Origin of the sequence: Aquipseudomonas alcaligenes, assembly GCF_003205495.1 — a bacterium.
In the GTDB taxonomy this organism is placed as follows: domain Bacteria; phylum Pseudomonadota; class Gammaproteobacteria; order Pseudomonadales; family Pseudomonadaceae; genus Aquipseudomonas; species Aquipseudomonas alcaligenes_B.
The window spans coordinates 568,026-582,451 of sequence record NZ_QJRX01000001.1; the positions used below are offsets into that span (position 1 = coordinate 568,026).

The 14,426-nt window shown below is 56.1% G+C and carries 14 protein-coding genes and 1 pseudogene; 5 read left to right on the forward strand and 10 right to left on the reverse strand.

Features of this window, described 5'->3' with window-relative positions:
- Positions 1 to 15 precede the first annotated feature (15 nt).
- Positions 16 to 1,605 carry a hypothetical protein gene (locus DMO17_RS02570; RefSeq protein ID WP_110680740.1) on the forward strand — a complete coding sequence of 530 codons (1,590 nt, stop codon included), beginning with the start codon at positions 16 to 18 and terminating at the stop codon, positions 1,603 to 1,605.
- A complete protein-coding gene (locus tag DMO17_RS02575) occupies positions 1,602 to 2,435 on the forward strand; it encodes a hypothetical protein (RefSeq protein ID WP_110680741.1) in 834 nt (277 codons plus the stop codon). The genes DMO17_RS02570 and DMO17_RS02575 overlap by 4 nt, the downstream gene beginning before the upstream one ends.
- A 390-nt stretch (positions 2,436 to 2,825) precedes the next feature.
- On the opposite strand, the gene DMO17_RS02580 is transcribed toward DMO17_RS02575, so the two are convergent.
- The 3 genes from DMO17_RS02580 to DMO17_RS02590 are packed head-to-tail and all read right to left on the reverse strand — an operon-like array spanning position 2,826 to position 6,185.
- Positions 2,826 to 4,769, reverse strand: coding sequence for a helix-hairpin-helix domain-containing protein (locus tag DMO17_RS02580; RefSeq protein ID WP_146224891.1), 1,944 nt, complete (start codon positions 4,767 to 4,769; stop codon positions 2,826 to 2,828).
- A gap of 1 nt (position 4,770) precedes the next feature.
- Positions 4,771 to 5,541 carry a PP2C family serine/threonine-protein phosphatase gene (locus DMO17_RS02585; RefSeq protein ID WP_258371101.1) on the reverse strand — a complete coding sequence of 257 codons (771 nt, stop codon included), beginning with the start codon at positions 5,539 to 5,541 and terminating at the stop codon, positions 4,771 to 4,773.
- Positions 5,526 to 6,185 (reverse strand): vWA domain-containing protein, encoded by a 660-nt coding sequence (locus DMO17_RS02590; RefSeq protein ID WP_110680743.1) that lies wholly within the window; start codon positions 6,183 to 6,185, stop codon positions 5,526 to 5,528. The genes DMO17_RS02585 and DMO17_RS02590 overlap by 16 nt, the downstream gene beginning before the upstream one ends.
- A gap of 191 nt (positions 6,186 to 6,376) precedes the next feature.
- On the opposite strand from DMO17_RS02590, the gene DMO17_RS02595 reads away from it, so the two are divergent.
- Together DMO17_RS02595 and DMO17_RS02600 are read left to right on the forward strand one after the other, a co-directional pair.
- A complete protein-coding gene (locus tag DMO17_RS02595) occupies positions 6,377 to 8,299 on the forward strand; it encodes an ATP-dependent nuclease (protein ID WP_110680744.1) in 1,923 nt (640 codons plus the stop codon).
- Positions 8,296 to 10,206 (forward strand): UvrD-helicase domain-containing protein, encoded by a 1,911-nt coding sequence (locus tag DMO17_RS02600; protein ID WP_110680745.1) that lies wholly within the window; start codon positions 8,296 to 8,298, stop codon positions 10,204 to 10,206. Before DMO17_RS02595 ends, DMO17_RS02600 begins: the two co-directional genes overlap by 4 nt.
- A 396-nt stretch (positions 10,207 to 10,602) precedes the next feature.
- Here the strand turns inward: DMO17_RS02600 and DMO17_RS02605 are convergent, their stop codons facing one another.
- The 3 genes from DMO17_RS02605 to DMO17_RS02615 form a co-directional block, all read right to left on the reverse strand.
- On the reverse strand, positions 10,603 to 10,872 hold the full coding sequence (locus DMO17_RS02605) for a hypothetical protein (protein WP_110680746.1): 270 nt from the start codon (positions 10,870 to 10,872) through the stop codon (positions 10,603 to 10,605).
- On the reverse strand, positions 10,872 to 11,249 hold the full coding sequence (locus DMO17_RS19800) for a hypothetical protein (protein WP_110680747.1): 378 nt from the start codon (positions 11,247 to 11,249) through the stop codon (positions 10,872 to 10,874). Before DMO17_RS19800 ends, DMO17_RS02605 begins: the two co-directional genes overlap by 1 nt.
- Before the next feature lie 97 nt (positions 11,250 to 11,346).
- The gene (locus DMO17_RS02615; protein WP_110680748.1) at positions 11,347 to 11,796 is read right to left on the reverse strand and encodes a hypothetical protein; all 450 of its coding nucleotides are present in this window, start codon (positions 11,794 to 11,796) and stop codon (positions 11,347 to 11,349) included.
- Positions 11,797 to 11,921: 125 nt separating this feature from the next.
- Between DMO17_RS02615 and DMO17_RS02620 the strand changes: the two genes are divergently transcribed.
- On the forward strand, positions 11,922 to 12,269 hold the full coding sequence (locus tag DMO17_RS02620; protein WP_110680749.1) for a helix-turn-helix domain-containing protein: 348 nt from the start codon (positions 11,922 to 11,924) through the stop codon (positions 12,267 to 12,269).
- A gap of 5 nt (positions 12,270 to 12,274) precedes the next feature.
- Here the strand turns inward: DMO17_RS02620 and DMO17_RS02625 are convergent, their stop codons facing one another.
- The 4 genes and pseudogenes from DMO17_RS02625 to DMO17_RS02640 all read right to left on the reverse strand — a co-directional run.
- Entirely contained in the window at positions 12,275 to 12,598 is a 324-nt protein-coding gene (locus DMO17_RS02625; RefSeq protein ID WP_110680750.1) for a hypothetical protein, read from the reverse strand.
- Positions 12,599 to 12,797: 199 nt separating this feature from the next.
- Complete coding sequence (locus DMO17_RS02630; protein WP_110680751.1) at positions 12,798 to 13,295, reverse strand: JAB domain-containing protein; 498 nt, start codon at positions 13,293 to 13,295, stop codon at positions 12,798 to 12,800.
- Complete coding sequence (locus DMO17_RS02635; RefSeq protein WP_110680752.1) at positions 13,267 to 14,211, reverse strand: recombination directionality factor; 945 nt, start codon at positions 14,209 to 14,211, stop codon at positions 13,267 to 13,269. Before DMO17_RS02635 ends, DMO17_RS02630 begins: the two co-directional genes overlap by 29 nt.
- A 92-nt stretch (positions 14,212 to 14,303) precedes the next feature.
- Positions 14,304 to 14,426, reverse strand: a pseudogene (locus DMO17_RS02640) (alkaline phosphatase); the annotation flags it as partial.

Here is a 14,426-nt window from a genome sequence, read left to right on the forward strand (position 1 = left end):
TCAAGGAAGTCCTGAATGGAAGACTTATCTTTAGCTGCGCTCAAGTCGCTGATACTCGCTAACCAACTGCTGACTGCCGGCATCATCTCGCTGCTCGTGAGTGCCTTGGTTGTCTGGAGGTACTGGGAGCAGGTCTCCTACTTCCTGATCCGCGTATGGCATAGCTTCCCTTTGATCGGTACCGTCGCACGTTTGTCGCGAAAGCCGGCTTCGGTCGACAGCGATGGTTGGATCAATCACGAAGTGACATTGGCCAACGTGTATTACCGGGAGTTCAAGAAGTACATGAGGGGGCCTGAGGCCTACAATGCCTCGCTCGACTACCTGGCGAAGGCCGGCGAAGCAGGGCGTTCTCCAAGGCCGGCCTGGGTCCTGTTCCTCGTCATGCTCCTGGTGTTAGTCGAGGCAATGGGCTTTGCCTATGTGCTGGCAGGTTGGATGAACCTGGATGCTTCGACCAACGATCGCCACCTGCTGACTGCAGGTACGGCGATTCTGCTAGCGGTGGCCTCGGCCATCTTTGCAGAGGCGGCAGGTCATACGGTTCACCACAACAGCCTCATCGCTCGTGCACGTCACTGGTGGCAGGGCGAAGAGCCCAGCAAGCGCTCTCGCACTCTGAAGGCCGCCAAGGCAATCAACCTCGAGGAGTCTTTCTCGGACAGTGATAAACCGGACTATGAGCAACTGCTGGCGCGCGTGAAAGACGTTAACTCCAATGTCTCGCGCAAGTATCTCTGGCTGGTGATCTGCGGTGCCTTTGTCGCCTGCATGGCGGTGGGGGCCTTTATGGTTCGCTCCGCCACGCTGGACAGCATTGAGACCGAGATGATCAACAGCATGAAAGCTGAAGCGTCTCTCCAAAGCGATAGCAGTATTGGCTCGCCGTTCGATCTGCCAGAGGAGTCTCAGGCCATCAACGATGAGGCCGAGAACGCCACCATCGAAGACAAGATGGAAGCGATCCGCCAGGCCAGCCTCACAACCTACGTGATGCTGTCGCTGATCTACATCGCGATCCAGGGAATCAGCATTTGGCTGGCGAGCAAGTACTACTTTGCCGGCACCCACTCATTCACTGCCTGGCGTCTCACCCATGAGTACGCTACGGCTGAAGAGATGATGGATGCGATGGATCAACATCGCACAGCTATTGCCAGTCATGCAGATGACAAGCTGCGCCGCCTCCAGACACTGCTATCGAGTCGCGACCAGACCAACTCCGGCGTGCTCAGTGCCCTGGAAGGGGAGAACTCGGCCCATCGTAATTTCCTGGCTTACATCGAGTACAAGGCGGGCAAGGTCACGCAACGAGCTCCTGTCGTCTCTTCTCAGATCGCACCACAAACGCCCGCAGCTGAGGTCGTGCCGGCGCCCCAGGTTGAAGTGGTCAATGCCCCGACGGTGGCCGTAGTTCCAGCTCCGCTGGAGGCCATCAAGGCTTCTGACTTCCATGATGTGACGGGGTTGCCTGAGGAGAGTCTGGCCGCCGCCAGCCGAGCTCTGAATATGTCGGAGGCCCAACTGCGCGACATCCGAGAACAGCAGCAGGCCCTGAAAGCTTTGGGTCTCTTTCCCTCGAGTAAAGAGGAAGCGCTGTCGTGAGGGCGGCTCGAGCTCTGATCCTGGCGCTGGCGTTTCCCTGTACGTTGCTGGCGGCAGAACGGAATGACCTGCAAAGCTGCTATGACCGTAATGGCCTTGCCGAAATAAAACCGGCGGGCAGTGGGCGTGAGCTAGTAGTCATCATCGACCAAACCATACCAATGCCAGAGGATCTGCAGCGCAGCAGTTGGGGGCAAATCGATCGTTTCGTTGAGGCTGGCGATCGGGTGAAGCTGTATACCTTCTCCGCCTTTCTGCCGGGTGAGTATCTGCGTCTGACCTATTCTGCTGAGCTTGATTTGCCCCTCGAAGGCGAAGTTCGTGATGACGTGAATATGCGCAAGCTACGAAGCCTGGACGTCTGTCTGGCTACCCAGAAGAAGGCATTTCAGGTCGGCTTCGGTAAGCAGTTTGTGCAAGGGTTGCGGCAGGCTCGTCAGGACATTCCCAAGAGCGAGATCATGAACTCACTGCGCAAGGTGGGTGAGGACATGCAGCGTGAAGAGGGGGTGAGCGATCGGGTGGTCTACCTGATCTCTGACATGCTCGAGCATTCGGACTACACCAGCTTCTACGCATCCAACCAGATCAAGCAGCTCGATGTCGGGAGTGAGCTCAAACTCGCGAAGAGCAAAGGGCTGTTTGCCGACCTTCAGGGCGCACGTGTCTACGTGTCGGGTGCCGGTCTGGTAACGGATGCGGTTAAGCACGCCTACCGCTCGGGCAAGACCATGGATGCCTTGGGACAGTTTTGGTCTCAGTACTTGAGCGCTTCCAATGCCACTCTAGAGGGCTTTGGTACGCCAAGCTTGAGCACGGATCTTCGCTGACATTAGTTCTGCGCGAATCAGCCCGCCTCTGTGCGGGCTTTTTTATGGCGTGAATACGGTTGCCGTTGGCTGGTGAGTATTCGCATCGGTTCCGACACTAATTCGCATGCCAGATCGACACCCCCACTGCTTTTCAAAATCGTCAGCCAATCGCACGACTCCGACAGCCAATCTTCAATCGATGCAGAGTTCATTCCGCGGTTCCCAGAAGCGGAAGTAGACGAAAGGCAGCTAATGCCGGTAAGACACCAAAGATCCCGGACCTGTACCGATGATCTGGCCACCCACTGGAATCAAGGTGGAGACGAGTAGCGCCGATCATAGTAGGTGGCTACTATCGGAATCTACTCAGAAAATCCGAGACAGTGGTTTCTTGTCTCTGAGTTTTGGCTAAAGAGCTCTTAGATCCATTTCGGCCTGGGCCTTTCTGTTGAAGGCTACTTGCAGGCGATCATAGTGGCGCTGCTTGGTGTTTTCGACCCGCGATTTTACGCTCTGGAGTTTTTGCAGTCCGTCACGCATTTTACGATCAATATCCTGCCTGATCGAAACGTAGGTCTGCTGGACCTTGCGCCGGTCCACATCGGTTACGCCACGGGTTGGATTGAACTTAAAGATCCGCTCTTTCTCCTTGCGCCAGTCGACCAGAGTGCGGGTGAGTACTTCGCCGAAGCCGCGAATCTTAATAATCCGGTTCCACTCAATGTCAGCAGCCGTCTCGATGCCGAAGCTGCGCAATGTGGCCAGTTTCGTTGGCCCTATGCCGCTGAGCTTGGCTTGGTCAATGTAGTACTTATTGAGGAATTCATTAAGCTGACGTTGGTGTGCTTGCTTAGGCAGGTCTAATAATGCTCTTTGCTCTTCGGCGGCCAGCCCATCGAATCGGATCTTTAGCTTGCCCATCTCTGCAATGATGTGGCGTGCCTCTACAATGCCCGCCTCTCGCTCCATTTGCTCGATGACATTATTCAGCTCGGCCTCGGCAGCAGAAAGCTCCTGCCGGCGGCGCTGGCGCTCAGCGTTCAAAGCATCCTCCCCAAAATTTGCGATCTGGTACAGCAGGAATCCGCCAATTAACAGCCATAGCATCGTGAGTTTCGGAGCCTCATGGGCGATGGCAAAGAAGGCGAATACTACTCCTGCATAGCCAATCCACTTCAGCGGACTCTCTATAGTTCCTGGGGGCAAAGCGGCGGGTGTAAGCGCTCGTATATGAGTCGGAGGCGAGAAGATTGACGCCGGGAGCTCTAACGCCTGGATAGCAGCCCAGAGCTTATTAATATCGCCGGTGAAGGTCGATGTCGGTCCTCCTGCGGTCACCGCGAAGTTGAAATAGATGACGCCCTGACTCTCCAGGGAACACCAGGGGCAGCTATGCAGACCCTTGTAGTAGTGATGTCCCTTATTGCTAGAACAGACCTTTAGGTTGTCTTTGAGGTGATCCATGGCGTCGACCCACTCTTTAGCAGAGGGACGACGCGCATTCTTGCCTTCCTCTGTGAAGGCGATATCGAACATCTTAGCTATGCCAGACGGAACGATGGACAGCGGGATCGATCTCGGTGGGGGCAGCAAGTGGCGACTATTGGCACTGGGTGAATAGGCAAAGCGCATTTGCTTGATGCTGTCCTCGAGTGAGTCACCCACACCGCTCTTCTGTGGAACCCCAGCGAATGGGTGTCGGCCGCCGAATAAAATATGGAAGATCAGCAGAGCCAGGCCAAAGCAGTCGTGGTTAGGCGAACGGACTATACCCTTGAACGATGAGATGCCCTGCAACTCTGGCGGGGTAAAGTGGGCGACCCCAACTTCACACAAGTGCTTATGACCTTGGAAATCGATTTGATAGGAGTCGCAGTCGATCAGCACCACTTTGCTTTTCGCACTGACAAATGCGTTCCCTTGGTTTACGTCACCCAAGACATGGCCGTGTTCGTGAACTGAGTGGAAAGCTGCAGCAAGGTTTCTTGCAACGTAGACCAAGAAGTTCCAGCCCCACTCGGGGTGATCCTGGCGCCGGTGGGCCGGACTATAGGCTTCATGTAGCGGTGTCATGCCTGCCACCTTGGGCATGAGAAATCCCGTAACCTGACCACTTTTCTGCTCGGCCAAGATCTGCATAGGCCAAGTAGTGAAGTTCAGAAGTTTGGCATTGCCACATTGCACCATCTCACGGATCTTATTTTGCTTCGAAAGATCCGGCACCTGATGGTAGATTTTGGCTACCACGTCATTACGGCTAATTACCTCAAAAACTGATCCCTCACCACCTTCCCCGAGCTTGTTGCCAAGGTGTATCCGAGCTCCTTGAGAGTCTACAACTACTGGAACCATCTCATCCCCGCCAGACAGCAATAACCATCGACTTGTCGTCGTCTGTCCTTCTGTTGACTTCCTCGCTGCTGAGAAAACGGATCAATGCCGGCTCAAGCTGAGAGCGTTTGGCATCATCGATCGTGCTCAGAACGCCGAAAAAAGGTGCAAAGAAGGGTTCATGAGGCTTCTGGTCAACTAAATTGATAGCTAGCCTCTGAACCCCATCTGAGAAAACGGCTGCGCGCTCAACATGGCCGGCAAATGGCTTGGTTTCGAGATGGTCTATGGCATCTTCATCCGTCACGAAGTAAGTCATGTTGGCGTACTCTCCGCCCATAGGGGGGATTGCCAACTCCAGTCCGTTGCCTACATCTAGGACGATGCCACCGTCACCTACTTGGAAAGCCAGTGTGCCCAAGTCAGAACTGATAAGACCTAGAAAAGTGCAAGCAAAGTCGCGGGCATTCTTACCTTCAGCTGCCGCAGCCGAGTAGACCCTCTCACGGATGGTCTTAATGAACTCCACGGCAAGAAGATCGGAGAGACCGAACTCAGGCTCATGCATCAGGGCGTCGAAATAGGTCTGCGCCGCTTCGATAGCCATCTCAGCACCTTGCTCGGCGCACTCTGCACTGCCAGCTCCATCGGCCACGAAAATTGCCAACCAGGGGCGAGACTCCTGGTGGGTTATGAAGGCCACACATCGATCCTGACAAGGGATACCCGCCTCAATGTGAGACGTGCCCGCTACAGAGGCGCTGACATGTTCCCAGCTCAAACGGAGGCCCACCCGGCCGGTGAGGTCAGAGGTACCTCAGTGCCAGGAGTGGACTGAGAAACGGACTTCATGGAGGCGGAAAGCCACTTGAACAAGTCACGAAACTTCAGACCCTGCAACTGGAGAGGTTCGCGAACACTGATTTGGCTAAGAACCTCAATGTTCGCGCCCTGTACGCCCACAGCGAAGAAAGCGAACTTCTTGTTTTCCTCGCCATCGCGCACACGCTGGGCCGCGGAGTGCCACTCATCGGTGGGGCCACCGTCAGTGATAAGGAACACCCATGGTCGATAAAACGGAACGCCGTTGGCGCGATACTCAGACTTGCGCTGCTCGATCATATCTAGGCCCATTCGGATGGCCTCACCCATTGGGGTCTGGCCCTGAGCATGCAGGGACGGTGCATTGAAGGCGCCGGCGGCGGTAAAGGGAGTCACCATCTGTACAGGGCCGAAAGTCACAATGCCGACCTCTACGCGCTTCATGGCCAAACTGTCGACAGCCAGCTCATCTTGGAACTGCTGCAGGCCCGCATTTAGTTCATTAATAGGCTGTCCATTCATAGAACCCGACACATCGAGCAGAAGAAGACAGGGAACTCGGGGCTCCGCGTTCATGGCGAAATCATTTACATTGAAATCCAGTTGGTCGGTCATGGCGCTCTCCTTGGAAAATCCGGGGAGCGCCTATCAAGCGCTCCCTGCTCAGCTGAGTGCGGATGGTATTTATAAAAAGTGCGTACGTACATTTCAAATGCCTGAATCGCCCCGGCTTTCCTAGACACTGGTCACAACTTCAGCCACTGAGTGCATACTGCGGAGCACCTCATCATTACAAGGAAGCAACGATGCATCTGCAACGGATCCGGGCAGCCAACTTTCGGGCGTTTGGTGACGGCACTCAGTCGCCTGCACTCGATTGGGAACTTTCTCCAGGACTGAATATCCTTGTTGGAGAGAACGACTCTGGTAAGACCTCGGTCATCGACGCGATCCGATACGTGCTCTGGACCACCAGCTATGAGTTCATTCGCCTATTCGAGTCTGACTTTCATATCACCGGTGCAGGTCGAGCTCGATCGCTTTTCATAGAGGCTACGTTAGTAGATCTGGATCCTGCGCAGGAAGCGTCAGTTCTCGAATGGTTGACCCATGAAGAGAATGGCAGCCGCAGTCTGATTATTCACCTGCAGGCTAGATGGGTACCGCCCAAGGGAAACAAACGAGGTCGGGTCGAGGCCGTCACATGCGCGGGGCGTAATGGCACAGGACAAGAAATCGGCACTGCTGTTCGAGAACTTATTCGAGCGACCTACCTTCGGCCATTGCGAGACGCAGAAGCCGAACTTCGCCCCGGCAGGCAGTCGCGCCTGTCCCAGATTCTGGCCGCTCACAGGAGCATTGACGGCCAAGAACAGAATGATTTCGATATCACCACACCAGCCACGGTACCCAGCAACTTGGTTGGCCTGATGGCATTCGCACAGCATCATTTGGGAAACCATCAGGTCATCAGGGATGTTCAGGACGACATCAACAACAACTACCTCAACAAATTCGGCTTTGCTGGCGATGCTCTGTCATCACGCATCCAGATAACCCCAGATCTTGGGTTACAGCCCATCCTTGAGCGCTTTGAGCTTGGACTGCTCCCAGCGTCAGGTATCGACCCCAACGAACGCTGTGTTCGGGGGCTCGGCTACAACAACGCACTTTTCATGGCGACTGAGCTGGTTTTGCTGCGCGATGGTGACGAGCTTGCTCTGCTCTTAATCGAGGAGCCGGAAGCACACCTGCATCCGCAGCTGCAGGAGCGCGTTCAACAATTGCTCGAGCGCACATCTAAAGCCGCGGATGAGGGTAGTCGCCCAGTACAAATCGTTATGACAACGCACAGCCCTTCGCTCGCAGCTGGGGCTGATATTGCCAGCATGACCCTGGTGAATCGGGCACAGCTGTTCAGCTTGGCGCACGGAAAAACAAAGCTGAACAAGAGCGACTACGACTTTCTGCGACGATTCATCGACGCCACAAAAGCCAACCTATTCTTTGCCCGCGGCGTAGTTATTGTTGAGGGTGCGGCCGAAGCGCTGTTGCTTCCCGCCCTCGCCGCAGCTGCGGGTTGCTCATTCAACGAGCACGGTATCTCTTGCGTAAACGTCGGGAGCGTGGGGCTTTACCACTATGCCCGGATACTGCAGCCATCTGACGGGTCCGCGATCCCGATCCCAGTCGTCTGCATCACGGACCGAGACGTTGTCCCTGACGAGGCGACCTACATTTCTCGCCCACAGAATGGTCGCAAACGCTTCATCTCTGATTACTCTGCCGAAGAGCTCACTACGGTCGTTCAGTCCAAGCAAGACCGAGCCCAGGGCGGGAGTACTATCGTGTGCGTGTCAGACGACTGGACTCTTGAATTTGACCTGGCCAAGTACGGCTGTGCAGAGCTTATGCACAACGCCATTCACTTGGCCATGAAAGCAGGCTCAAGAGGGGAGCGGCTGACAGAAGAAGATGAGAAAACAGCAATCGCGGAGGCCAAAGCCCTGTGGGCAGATTTAGCGGCTGCAGACCACTCAGACGTTAATCTTGCCTCAATCATCTACCAGCCTTTGGCCGAGGGCGATGCCTCGAAAGCTATAGCCGCCCAATATGCGGCTCATCTAGTGCTTACTGGGGAGTATGGTGTCGGTGATGAGCTCTATCGTCGCCTCCCCCCCTACCTACAGCGTGCCTTCAACCACCTTACGGGCAAGGTGGTGGAATGACCGTTCCTGTTATCACAGAGCAGGACCTAGAGGCTCTGGCCCTGCTGACACCTGACTTAAATTTCGAGGACCAAGAGCGGCGCGCCGTGCTTCTTGAGAACGCCTCTAGAGACATCAATGCGGCACCCGGCAGTGGAAAAACAACGGTGCTCGCAGCGAAGCTCTTGATGCTAGCTCGCAACTGGGAATCCAGGCGCAGTGGTGTTTGCGTTCTTAGTCACACGAATGTTGCTCGCGATGAGATCCAGAAGCGACTCGGGAGCAACGTCGAAGGGAGCCGACTACTGACGTACCCCCACTTCATCGGAACCATTCACGCGTTCGTGAACCACTTTTTGGCCCTACCATTTCTGCGCAGCAATGGCCTCGAAGTGGGAGTTATCGACAACGATATTTTCAGCCGGAAGGCACTCGCAAAAGCCAATCGAAACTGGTCTCTGCGCGCATACATGGAGAAGAACGCCGGTGTCGAGCCGATGGTCAAGGGCTTAATCTTCAGAGGCGCAGACCTGGAGGTAGCCAGCGAATTCGGAGTACTGCCGAAGAAAGGTTCGAAGACCCTTCCGGTAATCGAAGCCATTAAGATGGAGTTGGCACAGGAGGGCGTATATCGGCATGCAGACATGTTCGCTTTTGCTGAACAGCTCTTAGCGACCTCACCACAAATCAGGACCCTGCTGTCTCGACGGTTCCCCATCGTTTTCATCGACGAAATGCAGGACACATCCTGGGAGCAAGAGCGCCTCCTCCAACTTATCTTCGATGAGACAGTGATCATTCAACGTTTCGGAGACATCAACCAGCAAATCCTCGGGAGCACGGATGGTGCTCAGAATCTGACTTTCCCGCGGGTAGATGCTCTGCCGATCTCGACGAGTAAAAGGTTCGGTCCAGCCATCGCTCAAGTAGTTGCTAGCACACAGTTGTCAGGAGTTCCGGTGACTGGCGATGGCGTTGATCACCACGCGCCTATGCTGATGGTCTACTCAACGGAACGGGTGAGCCACGTCATTGAAGCCTTCGGAGCCGAGGTCATTGATCGGTTTGATGAGGAGACCTTGAGTGGGGGATCCGTCAAAGCCCTCTGTGCTCGAAAGCAAGGCGATGCGGCGAAATACACTGCCGGTAGAACCCTCTTAGACTACTGGCCTGCCATTGCCAGCACTCATGCTCCTGGTTTGAGGCTAGAACACTTCTGGTCGTTGTTAGCCGGGTCAACAGTGCAGGGAGAGTTCCCACTCGCTGGGCGAGTAGAGGAAGTCCGTCGAGCGATTTTCCTCGTTCTACGAGCCGCAAGCGCCGATGTAGTTCGCGAGCTCAAGTCAGACTCCCAGTTGCTTCGTAAACTGAGAGAGAGTGGCGCAGACGTGTCGGGGTTCCGTTTGCTGCTGCGCGATTTGTGCATGGATCAAGCGTCCGCAACCACCGAGGTAGGGCGACGTGCTATCCCGGTCACCTTATTTAACCGGTTACGGCCAATGCTTCCAGCAGACATGGCTGCAGCTGCGTTCGCAGCGCTGCCAATATTCTCGGAGCCTGCAGCAGCAGTTGCTCCACAGGCACAACGCGCAATCTGCATAGTTGAGAAGGATGGTCGCCGACTCGACATCCAGATTGGTAGCTTGGCATCCATGAAAGGTGAAACTCACCTGGCCACGCTCGTACTCGAATCATTGGGCCATCCGGGCCGCCGCTTCGATCTGGAGGAGGCCTTGCCTGTCATTGCTGGTATTAAAGCTCGAGCTGCCAAAATTTCTGAAAGTCAGTTATCTCAGCTCCGCAATCTGTATGTGGGCATGTCACGCCCTACGAGCTTTCTCTGCCTGGCGGTGAACGCTGAAAGGGTTACCGAAGAATGCAAAGCTGCACTGCAGGGGCAAGGTTGGACCATCACTCATCTGACATGAGACACGCCAGCACTGAAGACCTTTATCTATGCGGTAGTCGTGCTTAGCGCTTCCTGATTGCTCACTGCCCTATCGACACCGAAAGGAGTGTCCGCTTGTGGCCGAAATGAGACACCCACCTACTTGGTGGAGCACCGCGGAGGTCGACGCCCCCAAGACCCCAGTGGCGAACTATGCGAAAGGCTGTTGATATGCAGGCGGCTGAACGGTATCGGCTAGTGCGAGCGCCTGACGGTTCTAATGCGAATACTCAGCTGGTGCGTGCTGTGTGGCATGCGATTTTGAGGACGCGATTCTCCAAAAAATAATTCTTCCAGAAAAGCAGATACCGCCAACCTCGTGATGAGGCTGGCGGTATCTGGCGGTTTCTATGGTTTTGGCGCGAGAGGCGCAGGTTCATTCTGCCTGGCAGATCATCGCGAACGTCATGGCGTCACGCAGCAATCTATCCGATGGATCCACATCTGGTGTGGTGAGCTCCGTAAAGGCTTGCTCTGAATACTTCTCTTCCAGCTTTTCGATCGTGCATGTGCACAGACTCTCAGGAGTGCCGGTTTGGATACAGCCGGCCAGGAACTGTGAGCGAGGCGTGTCGGCTTCGGAGCAGCCTGCCAGGAGAAGCAATGCAGAGCTGACGATCAATCTCATATGCGAAGAGGCGTTCATCAGCGCAGCACCATGGCGCAACCGATCATGACGCCAGCGATCAAGCCGATCACCTGTGGGCCGATCGCCCAGAACACCCTGATCCATATCAGGCTCAGCATGCCGCCCTGAGTGAACACCGCATCCGGATGGGCAAATTTCCGAATGGCGTTCCCAAGCAGGGCGCCACCCAGTCCGAGTGCAGTTCCGACCAGGACAGCCATGAGTTTTGCGAAGAATCCTGCACTGATGACCATCGCCGAATTGTTGAAAGTGACCGAAATGATCGCGACGACAAATGCCGCCGTAGCCCAGCCAATAGTGCTAGGCGTGACAGGCAACGCGGCGTCGTCTTGATCACGAACCGGGCTTGGGTTGTTCTCGTTTTGCGTGTCCATTTGAGTATTCCTTGGGGCTGAATGTGGGGCGTTAGAGAGCTATGCGCTAAAGATTCATCAGCGCTGGTTCATGTGCGGACGAAGAGGGGGAGAGCGATTACCAGGCGGAGCGGCAGGTGTTTTCTGGGCTGTCGAGTGCCGGCAGAACCGCGGCGATGTTGTTTGTCGACAGGCGCACGACTTTCCCTTCTGCCATCAGTTCAAGACGGTTGGCCTTGCGAAGTGCCTGCCAGAAACCCGGGAAGCTGGCGTCGCAGGCACGGCAGTCGGTGTAGAAGGGATGGCGGTAGATAACTCCGTCCACGATGACGTCGAATCCGATGTCATCCTCCGAGCTGTACTCTTTGCCACCGATGGTTGCATAGGCGCTCACGTGACCTTCCGGATCGTCGGGGCAGGAGACGTTCAGGGAATTACTGTTGCCGTCATCGATCAGATGCTCACTGGCGCCCATGCCCCAGCCTGCGGTCCATTCGTTGGTGCCTGCTGATGCTGTGCTAGCCATCAATGACGAGATCAGAGTGACCATCAGGAGGTTGTTCTTCATTTGATGTTCCTTATCAGGAGTTGAGTTATGTGAGGTTGCTCAACCTTTTGGGGTGATTCTCGACTTCATGTGTTCTTCATGTCAACGAGGTGGTGCTCAACCATTCAGGTTGAATGGAGGGCCGCATGTCGGATACCGAGCAGAAGCGTTTGGCTGAGGTGGTGGGTAGGGCGATTTCCCGCCAGCGTTGCCGTGCCGGCATGACTCAGGAGGAGGTCGCAGAACGCCTGGGTGTGGGTAATGAGGCCGTCTCTCGTATTGAGCGAGGCATCGTCATTCCCAACATCGTCCGACTATTCGAATTGGCGGCGATCTTTGGCTGCGAAGCAGCAGAACTGCTGACTGAAAGCAGCTCTCTTCCGGATGACCAGGCTGCTCGCATCAGCCGCATGCTTGTGCCACTGGATGCGCACGACAGGCACCTGATCCTCGACATGGTTGAGCGTCTGACGCAGCGCTTGAGCAAAGCCTGAAGGGCTCAAGCATCACCGTGTGGTTCGTCGAACCTGGCTCCGCAGCGCAAGCACAGATAGCGGTAGTGCATGAAGTGGTACTTGTGCACGTCGTTGACGAGCTCTGCACTCGCCACACAGCTGGATGCCGCTGCGCAAACGCCCTCAACCATCATGTTCATGACCCGCTCGAAGGGGGCTTCGGTTTCATGGCCAGCCTGCTTCGCTAGGCTCGCTTGCTGTGCTCTGAGTACGATGCCATTAAGCGCGCAGATGAGTTGGATGATGGCTTTGGCGGCGTCTTTTGAGATGACTGCCGAGGAGTTACAGATCAGGCAGTGAATGGGCATGACATGCTCCTTTGGGGAGGTCCCAAAAGGTTTCTCCCCTGCCGGTGATAATGGGTGTGAGTGGGCCGTGAGGCGTTGGCGAGGACCAGCCCCGGCGGAGGCGTTAATTGCTCAGCCGAGGTGCCTGGCACTACCGTTGCGGTTGCTCTGGAATCCAGGGCGCCCATGCTGACTGGGCAGGCACACAGGACGATAACCCCTACAGCAGTCCGCGTTCCGCCAGTGATGTGCAGCCCTCACTGCCCACCACGATGTGATCCAGCGTACGTACCCCGATCAGGCCAAGTACCTCCCTTAGCTTGAGCGTCAGGTTGTGGTCTGCTTGGCTCGGCTCAGGGTCACCGGAAGGATGGTTATGGACGAGCACTGCCGCGGCAGCGTTGTACTGCAGGGCAATCTTGGCGATTTCTCTGGGATAGACGCTGGCGCCGTCGAGGGTGCCCCTGAATATCTCCTGGAAGGTTATGACCCTGTGACGGCTGTCCAGTAGCAGCAGCGCGAATACCTCATGTTCATAGCTCGCCAGCAAAACCTGCAGGTGGCAAAACACGTCTTTCGGAGACGTCAGCGCGCGGCCACGGCGCAGACGCAGTTGGGCGAGTTGTCGGGCCATGACCAGGATGTCGACTTCGCTGATCGGCGACTCGGCCACATAGGTGCCGGCCAGCTCACCGGCTTTCAGCTTGTGCAAGCGCATAGTGTGCTCCTTGGTTGTCTTCTGTTGATGGGCTCTGGCGTTGGGCTTGGGCCTCGAGCTTTTGCGCAAGGCTGTTTTGGGGTTGCTGCGCCCGTTCGGGCATGGGGCTGCTTGGCTCAGGGGGATAGAACTCCTCAGCAATCGCTCCGGCGTCCTCGTCACTGTCTTCAAAGGCACCATTGCCCAAACCACTTCGCGCCGCGGCATCCAGTGCCGACTGATCGAAGCCCGCAGCCTGTCGCCTCTGATCCAGCTGCTGTGCCTGCGCCAATGTTTCCTCCATGCTCAAGCCACTTCGCATGGTCAGGTCGACATAAAAGATTGGCGTGCCGTGGCTCTGCCGAGTTGATTTGCCACGCAGACGTAGCTCCAGCGGCAGACAGGCCAGGCGGTTGCCAGAGATGGCTTGGAAGTAGTGCAGTCGGGCAGTGAGGGTGCGGATACTGTTGAAGCCCGTGGTGCGGAACACGAAGCTGCCTAGCGGATCCTCATCGCCAATGGCCACGTTCAAGCGCCCATAGGGCTTGCAGGCGCCCCCCTTGGCGAGCGGGCAGGCATCTGGCGAAGGGCAGGGCAGCGACTGCATGCCATCCTGGGTGACGCGCTTGCAGATATCTCCATTGCCCACGCAGATTGGGCGCCCCGATTGCCGATCAAACAGGGTGTAGTCGGCCCGGAAATTCAGATCCGGTTCGTTGAACAGCAGCCTCACCGGAATACTGCGCAGTTTGCCCTCCTGGCCCTCGCGCAGCTCATCATTGAGTGGGTGTACAAGCCAGCCGTCCTTGCTCTGCACCTGGGAGGTGATGGTGAACTGGTCATCTTTCTCGGGTAGGCGTTTGCCGTTTTTCTCGATCACCTTGCCGATGGAAATTCGCCCCAGCACCGGCGGAGTAATAGCCAGACCTTTGAGCATCGTGGTTCTCCTGAGAAATGAAAAAAGGCCAGTCACGCAGTGCTAGCTGCATGGGCTGGCCAAGGGGAGGGAGTGGAAGTGAGAGGTTGAAATCAGCCGACCAGAAAGCGCCGCGCGCCGGGCTTCAGCAGCGGGTACTTGGCTTGCAGGTAGGGTTTGTCCTGGAGCAGTTGTGCGACATCGAGGCCGACACTGTCCTTGGCTTTACGCCAACT